The sequence below is a fragment of the Amycolatopsis sp. NPDC058278 genome, assembly GCF_042881395.1.
Classification (GTDB): Bacteria; Actinomycetota; Actinomycetes; order Mycobacteriales; family Pseudonocardiaceae; genus Amycolatopsis.
In genome coordinates, this window is record NZ_JBHVXZ010000189.1 from 1 (window position 1) to 13,486 (window position 13,486).

Below are 13,486 nucleotides of genomic sequence, written 5' to 3' on the forward strand. Positions count from 1 at the left end.
GTTCTGCGCGGTGAAGCCGTAGGCGATGCTCACCCGGCCGACGTTCGCGGCCGCGGCGGGCACGATGCCGCGCAGGACGACAGTGACGGTCTGGCCCGCGGCGATGGTGATCCCCTCTTGGTCGTACCCGACGCCGGCCCAGTCGGTGACCTTCAGCTCCCACGGGTCCCCGTTGCCGCCGCTGTCGTTGACGACCTTGACGGCGTCGGCGGAGCCCCAGTTCGCGAACTTGTAGGTGACTGTGGCGGCGTCACCGGGTCGGTAGCCGAGCTTGTCGAACCGCGTCGAAACGACGTGAACGTTCGGTGCCGCGTCCGCGGCAACGGCAGGCAGCGCACCGGCGAGCAAGGCGGCCGAACGGTTTAGCCGGAATCCGCGGCGAATCCCCGGAAGAACGGATAACCGGCTGCGTGTGGATCAACTCGCGCGTAGATTCAGAGGGCTCGGCCGCCCCGGTCTGGAGTCGACGAGACTGCTCATGCGAAAGGTGATCACGTGCCGGACGACGCCCTGTCGACCCTGTGGCGGCAGCAGTGGCCCGAGTGCCGTCCGTTCGCCGATGAGCTGAAACTGGCCTACCGCGACCGGTGGGTGCGTTTTCACAGCCTGCCCGAATCCCAGCGCTATCCCGGCACGGAAGCCGAGTACGACATCGTGCTCCACCGCTACAACACCGTGCTGGACGAACTGTTCCACGGCCAAGAGGTCCGGATCATCACCGCCGACTGGTCGGACACCCCCGAAGTCCCGGCGCCGTCCGCACAACACACGCTCTGGAACCCCGGAGCACATCACTGGACGTCCATGCTCACCGACGAGGACGAACCCGACCCCGACTTCGTCGGCTACACCCACCTCTACGTCAACTGCCGGCCCTGGCGACCCGGCCTCGTGGACGATCTGCTCCGCGCCGCGGCCGACTACGTCACCGGCGGCGTGATGATCACCAGTCTCGCCTTCGACCGCGTTCACCACCCCTACGACGGAGGAGCCGACATCCTCCTGCCCACAACCGGTGAACGCGACGCCCTGAAGCACCGTCACACCGACTGGCTTTCCCTTCACCCTTCCGGCTTCTGAGCATTCCGAGGGTGCCTCAGGGCCGGGCTCAGCAGGTGCCGTCCTGCACCGGGTAGTGGATGACGACCGCGCCACCGGTGGCGTAGTTGGCGACATCGGCAGTCACCTGCTTGCCCTGCGGAGACGCCCTCGCCGCGGTCATTGCCGCAGCGTCAGCGAACTCGGCCTCGAAAACCGCGAAGTACGGCGTCTGTCCCTGCGTCGCTGCCACCTCGAAGCTGTAGCGCCACGCGAGCAGGCCGGGCATGCGTGTGACCAGCGGGAGGTGGGTGCTCACGTAATAGTCGCGAAAGTGGTCGGGATCGGCGGGCTCGGGATAAAGGACCATCAGCTTGTGCACGACAACCTCCGTTTCGGCGGCGAGCGACCACAACACCCCGGAGTGCGCGATCAACGCGAGGTGGACGGTAGATCAGGCGCCACGCCAAGATCAAGTGCATTGCGGCGCGGAGGCCATGACGTCGACAGCTGTGAGACGATCGCGGTTGTGAGCTCGCAGCAGTTTCGCGCCGTCATCGCCGCCGGTCCGCGCGACCGCGCGATCATCGCGGTGCCCTTCGACCCGGACCGGACGTGGGGCGCCAAGGCCGACCATCCGGTGGGCGGCACGATCGAGGGCAGGCGGGTCCGCGGAAGACTGGCCCCGACCGGCAGTGGATGGTCGTTGACCGTCACGCCGATGTGGCTGCGCGACGCAGGCGTCACGATCGGCACCGAAGTGACCGTCGAGCTGGCCCCGGAAGGTCCCCAACGCGGAGATCTCGCCGACGACGTCGCCGCGGCACTGGCCGAAAACCCCGCTGCCGCTGCTTTCTTCGACACGCTGGCGCAGTTCTACCGCAAGGCCTACCTCCGCTGGATCGACGCGACCACCCGCCGTCCGGATCTCCGCGCGGCTCGGATCGCCGAAGTGGTCGACCTCCTCGCGGCGCGGATCAAACAGCGGCCACGGCCGTGACGGTGAGCTGCGCCGGTAGAACGCCGTCCACGACCTCGTCTCCGCGTACCGCCGAGCGCGGCTCTCATCCACTCCCGCGAGGCGGGTGTTCCCGTGGCTGACGCTGCGGTGGCGTGGCCCGGTAGCTGCCGGGTGTGCGGCCCATGGTGCGGGTGAACGTTTCGACGAACGCGCTCGGTGTGGCCCAGCCGCAGCGGTGTGCGGTCTGGGTGACACTGGCGCCCTCGGCCAGCTGGACCATCGCGTGGAACACGCGGGTCGTGGTGCGCCACTGCGGATAGGTGGTGCCGAACTCGAGGCGGAACAGCCGGGACAGCGTGCGCTCGCTGGTGCCGGTGCGGCGGGCCAGCCACGCCGTCGTGCGGGGCCGGCTGAGGTCGTCGGTGACGAGCCGGCAGGCGTGGGCCAGCCGGGGGTCGCGGGCCTCGGGCAGGGTCAGCGGCTGGTCGTGGGCGCGGCGGAGGCGATCGCGGAGCACGGCGTGGAGCCGGGAGGCCTCGTCGGTGCCGAGGCCGGGTTCGGTGGCGGCGAGGAGCAGTTCGCGCAGCAGGGCGCTGACCGCGACGACCGTGGGCGCGCCGCCGTCCAACGGCGCGTCGCGGACGGGGAACATGAGGGTGAGGACCTCGGAGGCGCCGTAGACGCGGTGCTCGTGCCAGGTGCCGGCGGGCATCCAGACGGCACGGTCGGCGCAGGCGACCCACGCGCCGCGGTCGGTCCGGACCGCGAGCACGCCCCGGATGACGTACACCAGCTGGTGTTCCTCGTGCCGGTGCCGCTCGATGACCTGCCCGGCCGCGTGCTGGTGGCGGTTTTCTGACACAAGTCGACAGATTATCGGAAGTGCGGCGCCGGCGGTGCTGCGAACGTGAGCGCATGACGACCAGTTCGCCGAAGAACCGCCTGCGCCGGGTCGCCGTGGACACGCGGCCGCTGGCGGACCCGGTGGTCCGCCGGACCTTCGCCGGCCAAGGCGCCGCGGTGGTCGGGACGGTGGTGACCGAAGTCGCCGTGCCGGTGCAGATCTACGACCTCTCGCACTCTTCGTTCGACGTCGGTCTCGCCGGACTGGCCGGGCTGGTCCCGATCCTCGTGTTCGGGCTCTACGGCGGCGCGGTCGCCGACGCCGTGGACCGGCGTCGCCTGTACCTGGCCTCCTCGGCGCTCACCTGGACGGTCACGCTCGCGTTGCTCGCCCAGGCGCTGGCCGGAATCGGGTCCGTACCACTGATCCTCGCGCTCGTCGCCGTGCAGTCCGGCGGCTTCGCCGTGTCGTCCGCGGTCCGCGGCGCGATCACCCCGGCCCTCGTCCCGCCCGGCCTGGTACCGGCGGCCAACTCGCTCAGCTACACCGCCTCGACGGTCGGGCAGGTGCTGGGACCGCTGGTCGCGGGGGTCCTTTTAGGACTCCCGAACGGGTTCTGCTACGCCTACGGCGCCGACGCGGTCCTGTTCACCGCCGCGCTCTACGCCACCTTCCGGCTCCCGGCCTTGCCCGCGGCGGACCCCCTCGGCCGCCCCGGGCTGCGGTCGGTCCTCGACGGCTTGCGCTTCCTCGCCGGCCGCCGGGTCCTGCTGATGTCGTTCCTGCTCGACATCGCCGCGATGGTGCTGGCCATGCCGACCGCCCTGTTCCCCCAAGCCGCCGAGACGCGGTGGCACGGCGGAGTCGGCCTGCTGTACTCCTCGATCGCGATCGGTTCGGTCCTCGCCGGGCTGTCCAGCGGCTGGATCGGCCGGGTGCGGCGGCAAGGCGCCGCCCTCGCCGCGGCGGTGGCGGTGTGGGCGGGCGCTGTCGCGCTGGCCGGGCTCGCCCCCAGCCTGTGGCTCGCGGTGGCACTGCTCGTGGTCGCCGGTGCGGCCGACCTCGTCAGCGCGGTGTACCGGCAGACGATCCTGCAAACCGCCGTCCCCGACCGGATGCGCGGCCGGCTGCAGGGCGTGTACACGGTCGTCGTCGCCGGCGGTCCCCGCCTCGGCGACCTCCGCGCCGGGATCATGGCCTCGGCGCTACCACTCACCGTGGCCTGGTCCGGAAGCGCGCTGACGTGCGTAGTGCTCGTCATGGCCGGCGCCGTCCTGGTGAGGTCGTTCTGGCGCTACACGCCGGCTGGTCGTTGACGGCGCCCACCCTGAGCCTCTGGACACGGCGTTGGAGCGGTTCCCGCCCGTCAGGCGGGCCCGCTCCGCTCGGCGGCGTGCGGGTCGTCGGCGGGCAGCCAGCCGGTACCGAGGTCCAGGGAGCCGACGTCCCGGGTGAGCGCCGCGATGGTCGCGCGGACCGGCGGGCGGGTCTCGTCGCGGCGGGACACCAGGGACCACGTCCAGAACGGCGCCGGGTCGACCACCGGCCGCCGCCCGAGGTCCGGCGGTACCGGTGTCGTCTGGCCCTTCGGGTTGTTGAGCACCGGACGCCGCAGCCGGCGGGCGTGGTCGAACAGCGCCGGGCCCGTGGACCCGCCGTCCTCGGTGTGCACCACCTCGGCGCCCGTCGCCCTGGCGAACTCCTCGGCGTAGGCGTTCCACGACGCCCAGCTGGCCGTGTCGGCGTCGACCAGCACGACGACGTCCCGGGCCGCGACCTCGGCGGTGCCGGTGCCGACCGCGTAGAGCCGGTCCGCGCCGATCAGGCGGGCTTCCAGACCGAGTTCCGCCAGGTCGGCGGCCCGCGCCCAGCAGATCGCCAGGTCGATGCTCCGGTCGGCCACCCGGCGCAGCTGGGTGTGCGAAGGCAGCACCCACGTGTCGACGTGCAGGTGCGCGACACCCGCCACCCGGTCGAGCAGGTCGGCCGGGCGCCAGTTCACGTAGCCCAGCCGCACCGGCTCGCGCGCCGCGATCCCGGCGGCGGACCGGCGCAGCTCGTCCGCCTGCTCCAGCAGCGCCCGGACCTGGGGCAGCAGTGCTTCCCCGCATTCGGTCAGCGTGACCGAACGGCGGTCGCGGTCGAAGAGGCGGACACCGAGGTCCCGCTCCAGCGCCTTGATCTGCTGGGACAGGGACGGCCCGGCGATGCGCAGCCGTTCGGCGGCCCGGCCGAAGTTCAGCTCTGTGGCGACGGCCACGAAGTACCGAAGCTGGCGTAGCTCCATGGCGGCAGCTTAGTGCGGTGGGAGGTTGCGCCTCTCAAGTGAGAGCGAACCGGTCGTGGCGAAGCACCCGGGTCCGGCACACCATCGGCTTCGGAAGCACCAACTCCAAGGAGGTCAACGGAAATGAGCACCCAGAAGGTCGCCGTCGTCACCGGCGCTTCGCAGGGCATCGGCGCGGCCCTCGTCGAGGCGTACCGCAAGCTCGGCTACGCCGTGGTCGCGAACTCGCGGTCCATCACCCCCTCGGGCGATGCCGGGATCCTCGCCGTCGCGGGCGACATCGCCGACCCGGCCGTCGGCGCCCACGTGATCGACCAGGCCCTGGCCGAGTTCGGCCGCATCGACACCCTGATCAACAACGCCGGCGTCTTCGTCGCGAAGCCGTTCACCGACTACACGGACGCCGACTTCGACCTGGTGACCGGCGTGAACCTGCGTGGCTTCTTCGAGGTCACCCAGCGCGCCATCGCCGCGATGCTCGAGGTCGGCGGCGGGCACGTCGTCAACGTCACCACCAGCCTGACCGACCACGCGAACAGCGCGGTGCCCTCGGCGCTGGCGGCGCTGACCAAGGGCGGCCTGAACTCGGTGACGAAGTCCCTGGCCGTCGAGTACGCCACGCGCGGCGTCCGGGTGAACGCCGTGTCTCCGGGCATCATCCGCACGCCGATGCACCCGGCTTCGACGCACGAGGCCCTGGCCGCCCTGCACCCGGTCGGGCGGATCGGCGACCCGGGCGACATCGTCGACGCGGTCGTCTACCTGGAAGGCGCCCCGTTCGTCACCGGCGAAATCCTGCACGTCGACGGCGGCCAGAGCGCGGGGCATTGACGCCATGAGCACCGAAATCCTCAGCGCCGTGCTGGACGCCTGGAAGGCGGCGGTCGACGCGCACCAGCCCGAGCGCGTCGCGGAGATCTTCACCGAGGACGCGATCTTCCAGGGCCTGCACCCGTACAGCGTGGGCCGGGAAAGCGTGGCGGCGTACTACGACTCCCAGCCACGGGGCATGACGGCGGACTACCGGATCGTGGAGACCCGCCGCTTGGCCGAAGACGTGGTCCTCGGATATGCCAGTGTCGACTTCGCCTTCACCGATCGGCCGACGCTCCCGGTCCACCTGAGCGTGGTCGTCCGCCGCGCCGGTGACCGCTGGCTGATCGCCCACTACCAGGTTTCGCGGCTCTGAAAGGGCCGCTAGAAAGGAGTGGTGACCGAGGACGATTTCGACTGGCTGTCGACGAGCCCGCTGGGTGAAGCCGCCTGTGTGACCATGGTGAAGACGACGGACGTGGACGCCGTGGTGCGCGGCTTCGGCGGCATGGCGGGCGAGGCCCGGACCGTCTCGTTCGCGGAGGCAGGGGACGAGCTCGGCCAGGCGTACGCGGTCGCCGTGTGCCGCCGGGGCGAGTACGTCGTCGCGGTCGAAACCAACGGCTTCCAGGGCTCCCGGCCCGAGGTCCTGCGCCGGGTGTCGCGGCTGGGCGAGACGGTGAGCGCCTTCTGGAACGTCGAGGCACTGACCAGGTTCAGCTACGCCGCCGACGGCCGCATCAAGACGGCGTTCGAAGCGGGCGCCGGCTCGGCGAAAGACGGCGAGGACCCCGATTGCCTGGCGCCGCTGGTCGCCGAGATCGACTGGGAGGCAGGTCATCGGCGGACGGGCCTGCTCCTGCTCGCCGCCCGGGTCACCGGGCAGCCGTTCAGCGAAGACTGGCTGTCCGGCGAGGTCCTCGTCGCGCCGATCGCGGAACACCTCGAGGACGTGCACCCGGTGACGCCCGGGTTCGAGTCGCTGGAGTACCGGCACCCGGTGCTCGCCGCCGCCCTGCATCGCGCCGGGGACGAGCCGTTGCTGGCGGTCGCCCGTGCCGCCGTCGGCGAAGTGGCCGCCTCGGCCGGGGTACCCAGCGGCGACGTCGAGTTCGACGAACTGATCCGGATGGCCCGCTACGAGGCAGGCTGGAGCGGCTACGGCGGCCACGCATCGGATGCCGACCGCCTCCGGCTCGTCGCCCTGGACGCCATCCGCGCGTTGCGGACCGCGCCGAACCCGCTGACCGCCGCGTTCAAGACGATCGACGCGGCCGAACTCGCCCAGCAGCTGGACCGCCGGGATCCGGCGCCGATGCTCGCCGGTTTCCTTGACCTCTTGGGAAACCCACCGGCCCCGTCCGGCGCGGACGGCGCCCGTGCCGGTACCGGCGGCCCGCTGGAACGGCACGCGTGGATCACCGATCACTGGCTCGGCCTCGCCGCGTCCATCACCTACGCGCGAAGTGCCCCGCTCGACACCGTCGCGGCGGCGTTCGGCGCCATCCCGTTCGGCGCCGGACCGGTGTCCCTCACCGACACCGAACAGGTCGCGCTGCGGCGTGAGAACGACTGGACGATCGCGATCGCGTTCAACCGGAGCCCGTTCGCGCACCGGGTCGTCGACACCCTCCGTCCACACACGACAGTGCTCAACATCGGCTGGGAGACACGCGGCAACAAGCTGGCCTACTACGCCCGGCCCGGCCACGACGTCGCCGTGATCCGGCCGGGCCAAGGCGACGTCCCGGCGCCCCTGGCTCCCTTCACCACTTCCCTGCCGGCACCGGCGGGCAACGCCGCTCCGTGGCTGCTCGCGCTGGGCGAGGCCGTCACGGGCATCGCCTTCACCCCGGAGGGCCTCGACGCGCACCACACACTGCTCCGTCCTGGGTGACGGCGCGGGTCCCGTTGTCTGCGCAGCCTAGGCAATCGGCGAGTCTTCGCGGAGTATCCGCCAGCACAGGTAGAGGCAGGCGCCCGCCGAGGGCGCCCCGCCCAGCAGCGTGGCGGCGATGCCGAGGGCGGTGGTCTGCCCGGCCACGTACAGCGGCATCAGCACCGCCGTCGCGATGGCGCACTTCACCACGAACACCGCCGTGCACAGCTGGTAGCGCCGCCGGGCCGCCGGATCGTGGCGCCGGCCGAACCGTTCGCGGCGCACCGCGCCCACCACCAGCCCGGCCACCGGCCACCGCACCAGCATCGACAGCAGGAAGACCGCCCCCTGCACGGCCTGGATGACCACGGCCGGGAGGTAGAAGTCGATCGCCTGCCCGGTGGTCCCGGCCAGCAGGGCGGAGCCCCCGACGATGGCCAGCCCGATCGCCGCCGGCCAGGGGCGCCGGTCGGTCCACACGCGCACGACCCCGAGCACCGCCACGGCGCCGACGGCGATCAGCGCGGCGGTCCACACCCGGCCGGTCAGCAGGGAGGCGACCAGGAACACCACCCGGGACACGACGCTCTCGACGACCGTGCGCCAGCCGCCCACCGCGTCGAACAACGACAGGGACTTCCGGGTCAGCACATCGAGGCTCATGCGCTCGCCTTCGCCGCGACGGGCGTGAAGCTGGTGCGGCGCATGGTGTCCTCGTAGGCGCCGATCGCGCCGAGCAGGTCGAGCCGGCCGCGGTCCGCCTCGGCCAGCGCCTCGCCGAGGCGGTGCGCGTCCCGCATCGCCAGGTTGGCACCGAAACCCGGGGCCAGGTGGATGGCGTCGCCGATGACCGTCACCGGACTGGCGGGCCAGGCGGGCATCGGCGGGATCGTCCCGATCCGGAGCGCGGCCGTGAGGTCCGGCCAGGCTTCGGCGACGATCAGCCGCAGCGTCGGGTGCAGGCCCGCGGCCAGGTCCTGGGCCCGCCGCCACACCGTGGCCGGCGAGCCGAGCCGCTCCGGCGTGCCGGGCAGCGCCCACATCACGTAGTCCTCGGCGTCGACGACAGCGCGGGAACTCAGCGCGGGCAGCAACTCCTCCCGCGCGGCCACCGGCCGCCGGGTGAACCGCAGCACGCCCAGCGCCATCATCGTGCCGCCCACCCGCGCGACGGCCGGGTTGTCGCCGACCAGCGCCGGCAACCCGGTGCCGGCCACCGCTCGCAGCGCAGTCGCGCCCATGATCATGCGTCGTCCCGTGTCGGCCACCCGCACGCCCGGCAGGTACCGGCGCCGAACCGCCGAACCGGCCCCGTCCGCGCCGACCAGTACGTCCCCGGTGACCGCGGCGCCGTCGGCGAAGAAGACCCGGACCGTGCCATCGGCGCGCCGCTCGAACCGCGTGAACTCCGCGCCGAACCGGACCACGTCGTCCAGCCCCGTCAGCAGCACCGCCCGGAGCAACGGCCGGTGGACCTGCCGGCCAGGCCGCGCCCGGCCGGCCGAACCGTCGGACGGCCGGGTGTCCACGACGGTCAGCTCTCCCTCCACATCGGACAGGGTCAGGGTCTGCTCCCGCGGCCCTCCCGTGGTCGCCTCCGCCATCGCGGCGTGCGCCGGGGGCAGGCACGCCCGCAGGGCCGCCGCGCCCCGGTCGTCGACGTGCAGGCTCACGCCCTGCGGACGTCCCCGCGCGCCGTCCCGCTCGTACACCGCGACGTCGATGCCCGCCCGGCGGAGCCCGTGGGCCAGCGTCAGGCCGCCGAGACCGGCGCCGATCACGATCACCCTCATGTCCGCACCATTTCTTCACCATCCGATGAAGAACACGCTACGACGGGTTCGGGCAAAACTCCACCAGCTGATGAAGAAAGGGTGCTAGACTGCGGTGGTCATGACGGAAGACGACACCCACGGCCGCCCCGGACGCTGGCGGTCCGGCGCGGAGAGCAAGCAGCGGATCCTCCGGACCGCGCGTGAACTGTTCGGTGAGCACGGTTACGGCGCCACGACCGTGCGCGCGATCGCCACCGCGGCGGGCGTCGACCCGGCGATGGTGTTCTACTTCTTCGGCACCAAGCAGGGCCTGTTCGGCGCCGCTGTCGAGATGTCCGGCACCGTCCCCCCGGCCATCGAGTCGATCTTCGCCGGCGACCTCGACACGATCGGCGAGCGCATCGTCCGCACCCTGGTGGAGAACCTCGACAAGTCCGGCCGCACCCCCCTGGTGATGCTGACCAGATCGGCACCGACCGACGCCCGGTCCGAAGCGCTGCTGCGCGAGTTCATCGACCGCGAAATCACCGACCGGCTGGCGGCGCTGCTCGGCACGCCCGACGCGGCACTGCGGGCCGCCATGGTCAACGTCCAGATCCTCGGACTCACGGTGGCGCGGTACATCATGCGGATCGAACCGATCGCGTCCTCCTCCGTCGACGAACTGGTCGAACGGTTCGGCCCGCTGGTACAGCACTGCCTGACCGGCCCCACGGCGCCGTCGTGAGCGCTTTCCCCGGCCGGTGGCGTGTTACGCCCTAGAGGCTCATCCAGCAGTACAGGAGCTCATCGGCTTCCCGAGCCCGCCGCGCGAGCCCGACCATCGTCTCGATGAACGCCTGCGCGTCCCCGACGTCGAGGTGGCCGCCGAGTTCCTCGATCCGTGCCCACTCCTGCGCCACCCGGGGCAGATCGCCGGCCTCGGCCAGCACGTCGCGCGCCGAAGTGTTCAGCTCGGCCACCCACGGGCCCTCGTGGTCGAGGTCCTGCTCCCCACCCGGTGGCCACACCAGCTTCTGCTCAACGAGGTCCGGACTCCACGGCACCTTGCGGATCGCCGCGACCATCGTGCCCAGCACGACCGTCGGATCGATTCCCTTCGCGTCGACACCGTCGAACACCTCGCCCATCGGAGAGCACCCGTCACTGGCACTCATCACCCGCTGCACGGCGTCGGCGTCGGGTGCGCGGAAGTAGTCGAACAACGGCATGACCCCGATTATGTCGAAGCGACGCCTCCGCGCCCCGCTTACCCCCAGGGAGACGGCAGGCCGGCGAAGGACCACCAGCGCGGGAGCAGGCCAAGCTCAACGGACGACGCGGTAACGCAGATGCGTGGCGTCGCGGCCGGTGAGCCGCCGGACGGGTTCCAGTTCGACGCAGCCGATTCCGGCCGGCTCGAACAGGCGGCGCCCGTCGCCCAGCAGGACGGGGACCAGGTGCAGTTCGAGCTCGTCGAGCTGGCCGGCCGCGAGCAGGGCCCGCGCCGCTCCCGCGCCGTGGACCAGCACCGCTCGCTCTCCCGCCGCTTCGCGGGCCTCGACCGCGCACGCGGTGACGTCGGTGTAGAACTTCGCGCTGCCGGGCGGCTCGTCGGCCGGGTCGATGGTGTGGGTGAGGACGTGGATCGGCACGCCGTCGTGGTGGTCGCCCTGCCAGCGCCCGGCCAGCTCGAACGTCCGGCGGCCGGAGATCACCGCGCCGGTCGACGCGGCCTCGGCGTACACCTGCCCGTTGACGCCTTCGGACATCCGGTCGTCGAGCCAGTCGAACAGCCGCCCTCCGCCGCGGCCGAGTTCCTGACCCGGCCGGTCGTCCGGGCCCGCGATGTACCCGTCGACCGACATGGACATGTACAGCCGCAGTGGTGTCCTGGTCATTTCATTCCCTTCTCCGAACCGCCGGCGGCGGCACGACCCGCGCCGCTCTCACCCGTACGTCGAACGCGCGACGCCGGATTCGACAACCGGGTCCCGGACTCCGTGCGGCCTCGGCCCTCGTCTCTTGAAGGCTCCCGAAAGTCCAGCAGTGGACGGACCTCGACGGAACCAATCAGCCGCCACCGAAGGCACTCCCTTCGCCGGCAAGGCCAACAGCGGTGCCACCTGGACCAACGACATCAGCCACGGCGAAGGTGGTGGCGCGGACCGCCTCCGGCACCGGAGCGGGTCCTCCCCCGGCCGACGGGTACACCACCTTCTTGACCGACCCGAAACCTTCGCGTTACATCTTGACGCGACCGGCGTTATCGTTCACAGTCCTCGTACTGCGCTCAGCCGCACCGCCGGTCGACCACCCATCCCCCACATCCTCGGTGATTTCCCCACCGTGTTCGCCGCAAAATGTTAACGCTAACACTTTTGCCGGCGGTCCCCACGACGAAAGGAAAGATGCCATGTCGCTTGGATTCGCGCGCGCCGCGAGGTGGCGCCGCCGGTGGCGGGCGGGGTCGGCCGCCGCGGTCGTCGTGGCCGTCGTGAGCGGGCTGCTCACGGTGGCCCCCACGACGGCGTCGGCCGCCACTGTGGACACCGCCGCCTGGTACGTCCTGCTGAACCGCAACAGCGGCAAGGCCCTCGACGTCAACGGCGCGTCCACCACCGACGGCGCCGGCCTCATCCAGTGGAGCCGCACCAACGCCACCAACCAGCAGTTCCAGTTCGTGGATTCCGGCGGCGGCTACTACCGGCTGCGCGCGCGGCACTCCGGCAAGGTGCTCGACGTCTTCAACTGGTCGACGGCCGATGGTGCCTCGATCGTGCAGTGGACCGACGGCAACGGCGCCAACCAGCAGTTCAGCCTCGCCGACTCCGCCGGCGGGTACGTCCGGCTGGTCAACCGCAACAGCGGCAAGGTGGCCGGCGTGCAGGGCGCCTCGACGGCCGACGGCGCCGGCGTCGAGCAGCGGAGCGACGCGAGCGGCAACAACCAGCAGTGGCAGCTCGTCAAGGTCGACGGTGGCAGCGGCACGTGCACGCTGCCGTCGTCGTACCGCTGGTCGTCCACCGGCCCGCTGGCGAACCCGAAGTCGGGCTGGGTCGCGCTCAAGGACTTCACCAACGTCGTCTACAACGGCAAGCACGTCGTCTACGGCACGTCGCACGACACCGGATCGAGCTGGGGATCGATGAGCTTCGCCCCCTTCACGAACTGGTCCGACATGGCCACCGCCGGCCAGAACACGTTGTCCATCGGTGCCGTCGCGCCGACGCTGTTCTACTTCGCCCCCAAGAACATCTGGGTGCTCGCCTACCAGTGGGGCGGGCCGACCTTCTCCTACCGCACCTCGAGCGACCCCACCAACCCCAACGGCTGGTCCGCCCCGCAGACGCTGTTCACCGGCACCATCTCCGGTGGAGCGCCCATCGACCAGACCATCATCGGCGACGACACGAACATGTACCTGTTCTTCGCCGACGACAACGGCGGCATCTACCGCGCCACCATGCCCATCGGGAACTTCCCGGGCAGCTTCGGTTCGTCGTACACGAAGATCATGAGCGACACCCCCCTGAACCTGTTCGAAGCGCCCGAGGTCTACAAGGTCCAGGGCCAGAACCAGTACCTCATGCTCGTCGAGGCGCGGGGGACGAACGAGCGGCGCTTCTTCCGGTCGTTCACCGCCACCAGCCTGGGCGGCTCATGGACGCCGCAGGCCGCGACCGAGAGCAATCCTTTCGCCGGCAAGGCCAACAGCGGTGCCACGTGGACCAACGACATCAGCCACGGCGATCTGGTCCGCACCAACCCCGACCAGACCAAGACCATCGACCCGTGCAACCTGCAGCTGCTCTATCAGGGGCGCGATCCGGGCTCCGACGGCCTGGACTACGGCCTCCTGCCCTACAAGCCCGGTGTGCTGACGCTGCAGCGCTGACCGCTCGGGAAC

General features: G+C 71.3%; 16 protein-coding genes and 1 pseudogene. 9 read left to right on the plus strand and 8 right to left on the minus strand.

Annotated features, from left to right (window positions below; translation table 11 throughout):
* Nucleotides 1–348, minus strand: a 348-nt coding sequence (locus tag ACFVYA_RS46885) for a hypothetical protein (protein WP_387054709.1), incomplete at its 3' end; no start/stop codon positions are given.
* 147 nt (nucleotides 349–495) lie between these two features.
* Here ACFVYA_RS46885 and ACFVYA_RS46890 point away from each other — a divergent pair.
* Nucleotides 496–1,080, plus strand: coding sequence for a hypothetical protein (locus ACFVYA_RS46890; RefSeq protein ID WP_387054711.1), 585 nt, complete (start codon nucleotides 496–498; stop codon nucleotides 1,078–1,080).
* A 28-nt stretch (nucleotides 1,081–1,108) separates the two neighbouring features.
* Here the strand turns inward: ACFVYA_RS46890 and ACFVYA_RS46895 are convergent, their stop codons facing one another.
* A complete protein-coding gene (locus tag ACFVYA_RS46895) occupies nucleotides 1,109–1,474 on the minus strand; it encodes an EthD family reductase (protein ID WP_387054713.1) in 366 nt (121 codons plus the stop codon).
* Between the two features lie 93 nt (nucleotides 1,475–1,567).
* Here ACFVYA_RS46895 and ACFVYA_RS46900 point away from each other — a divergent pair, with 93 nt between their 5' ends.
* The gene (locus tag ACFVYA_RS46900) at nucleotides 1,568–2,038 is read left to right on the plus strand and encodes a YdeI/OmpD-associated family protein (RefSeq protein ID WP_285990155.1); all 471 of its coding nucleotides are present in this window, start codon (nucleotides 1,568–1,570) and stop codon (nucleotides 2,036–2,038) included.
* A gap of 64 nt (nucleotides 2,039–2,102) precedes the next feature.
* Here ACFVYA_RS46900 and ACFVYA_RS46905 read toward each other — a convergent pair whose 3' ends face one another.
* Entirely contained in the window at nucleotides 2,103–2,861 is a 759-nt protein-coding gene (locus tag ACFVYA_RS46905; RefSeq protein ID WP_387054715.1) for an AraC family transcriptional regulator, read from the minus strand.
* Nucleotides 2,862–2,914: 53 nt separating this feature from the next.
* Here ACFVYA_RS46905 and ACFVYA_RS46910 point away from each other — a divergent pair, with 53 nt between their 5' ends.
* Nucleotides 2,915–4,159 (plus strand): MFS transporter, encoded by a 1,245-nt coding sequence (locus tag ACFVYA_RS46910; RefSeq protein WP_387054717.1) that lies wholly within the window; start codon nucleotides 2,915–2,917, stop codon nucleotides 4,157–4,159.
* A gap of 50 nt (nucleotides 4,160–4,209) precedes the next feature.
* Here the strand turns inward: ACFVYA_RS46910 and ACFVYA_RS46915 are convergent, their stop codons facing one another.
* On the minus strand, nucleotides 4,210–5,130 hold the full coding sequence (locus ACFVYA_RS46915) for a LysR family transcriptional regulator (protein ID WP_387054719.1): 921 nt from the start codon (nucleotides 5,128–5,130) through the stop codon (nucleotides 4,210–4,212).
* Between the two features lie 123 nt (nucleotides 5,131–5,253).
* Here ACFVYA_RS46915 and ACFVYA_RS46920 point away from each other — a divergent pair, with 123 nt between their 5' ends.
* The 3 genes from ACFVYA_RS46920 to ACFVYA_RS46930 are packed head-to-tail and all read left to right on the plus strand — an operon-like array spanning nucleotide 5,254 to nucleotide 7,840.
* Nucleotides 5,254–5,961: an SDR family NAD(P)-dependent oxidoreductase gene (locus tag ACFVYA_RS46920; protein ID WP_387054721.1), complete on the plus strand. Its 708-nt coding sequence runs from the start codon at nucleotides 5,254–5,256 to the stop codon at nucleotides 5,959–5,961.
* A gap of 4 nt (nucleotides 5,962–5,965) precedes the next feature.
* Nucleotides 5,966–6,319: an SgcJ/EcaC family oxidoreductase gene (locus tag ACFVYA_RS46925; RefSeq protein WP_387054723.1), complete on the plus strand. Its 354-nt coding sequence runs from the start codon at nucleotides 5,966–5,968 to the stop codon at nucleotides 6,317–6,319.
* Between the two features lie 21 nt (nucleotides 6,320–6,340).
* Nucleotides 6,341–7,840 carry a DUF6461 domain-containing protein gene (locus ACFVYA_RS46930; protein ID WP_387054725.1) on the plus strand — a complete coding sequence of 500 codons (1,500 nt, stop codon included), beginning with the start codon at nucleotides 6,341–6,343 and terminating at the stop codon, nucleotides 7,838–7,840.
* A 27-nt stretch (nucleotides 7,841–7,867) separates the two neighbouring features.
* On the opposite strand, the gene ACFVYA_RS46935 is transcribed toward ACFVYA_RS46930, so the two are convergent.
* Both ACFVYA_RS46935 and ACFVYA_RS46940 read right to left on the minus strand, forming a co-directional pair.
* Nucleotides 7,868–8,485 carry a DUF3159 domain-containing protein gene (locus tag ACFVYA_RS46935; protein ID WP_387054728.1) on the minus strand — a complete coding sequence of 206 codons (618 nt, stop codon included), beginning with the start codon at nucleotides 8,483–8,485 and terminating at the stop codon, nucleotides 7,868–7,870.
* A complete protein-coding gene (locus ACFVYA_RS46940) occupies nucleotides 8,482–9,615 on the minus strand; it encodes an FAD-dependent oxidoreductase (RefSeq protein ID WP_387054730.1) in 1,134 nt (377 codons plus the stop codon). Before ACFVYA_RS46940 ends, ACFVYA_RS46935 begins: the two co-directional genes overlap by 4 nt.
* A 100-nt stretch (nucleotides 9,616–9,715) precedes the next feature.
* Between ACFVYA_RS46940 and ACFVYA_RS46945 the strand changes: the two genes are divergently transcribed.
* Entirely contained in the window at nucleotides 9,716–10,324 is a 609-nt protein-coding gene (locus ACFVYA_RS46945) for a TetR family transcriptional regulator (RefSeq protein ID WP_387054732.1), read from the plus strand.
* A gap of 31 nt (nucleotides 10,325–10,355) precedes the next feature.
* On the opposite strand, the gene ACFVYA_RS46950 is transcribed toward ACFVYA_RS46945, so the two are convergent.
* Complete coding sequence (locus ACFVYA_RS46950; RefSeq protein WP_387054734.1) at nucleotides 10,356–10,808, minus strand: hypothetical protein; 453 nt, start codon at nucleotides 10,806–10,808, stop codon at nucleotides 10,356–10,358.
* A gap of 96 nt (nucleotides 10,809–10,904) precedes the next feature.
* A complete protein-coding gene (locus tag ACFVYA_RS46955; protein WP_387054736.1) occupies nucleotides 10,905–11,477 on the minus strand; it encodes a dihydrofolate reductase family protein in 573 nt (190 codons plus the stop codon).
* On the opposite strand from ACFVYA_RS46955, the pseudogene ACFVYA_RS46960 reads away from it, so the two are divergent.
* Both ACFVYA_RS46960 and ACFVYA_RS46965 read left to right on the plus strand, forming a co-directional pair.
* Nucleotides 11,449–11,730, plus strand: a pseudogene (locus ACFVYA_RS46960) (non-reducing end alpha-L-arabinofuranosidase family hydrolase); the annotation flags it as partial. The gene ACFVYA_RS46955 and the pseudogene ACFVYA_RS46960 overlap by 29 nt on opposite strands.
* Before the next feature lie 262 nt (nucleotides 11,731–11,992).
* Nucleotides 11,993–13,474 carry a non-reducing end alpha-L-arabinofuranosidase family hydrolase gene (locus tag ACFVYA_RS46965; RefSeq protein WP_387054737.1) on the plus strand — a complete coding sequence of 494 codons (1,482 nt, stop codon included), beginning with the start codon at nucleotides 11,993–11,995 and terminating at the stop codon, nucleotides 13,472–13,474.
* Nucleotides 13,475–13,486: the final 12 nt, after the last annotated feature.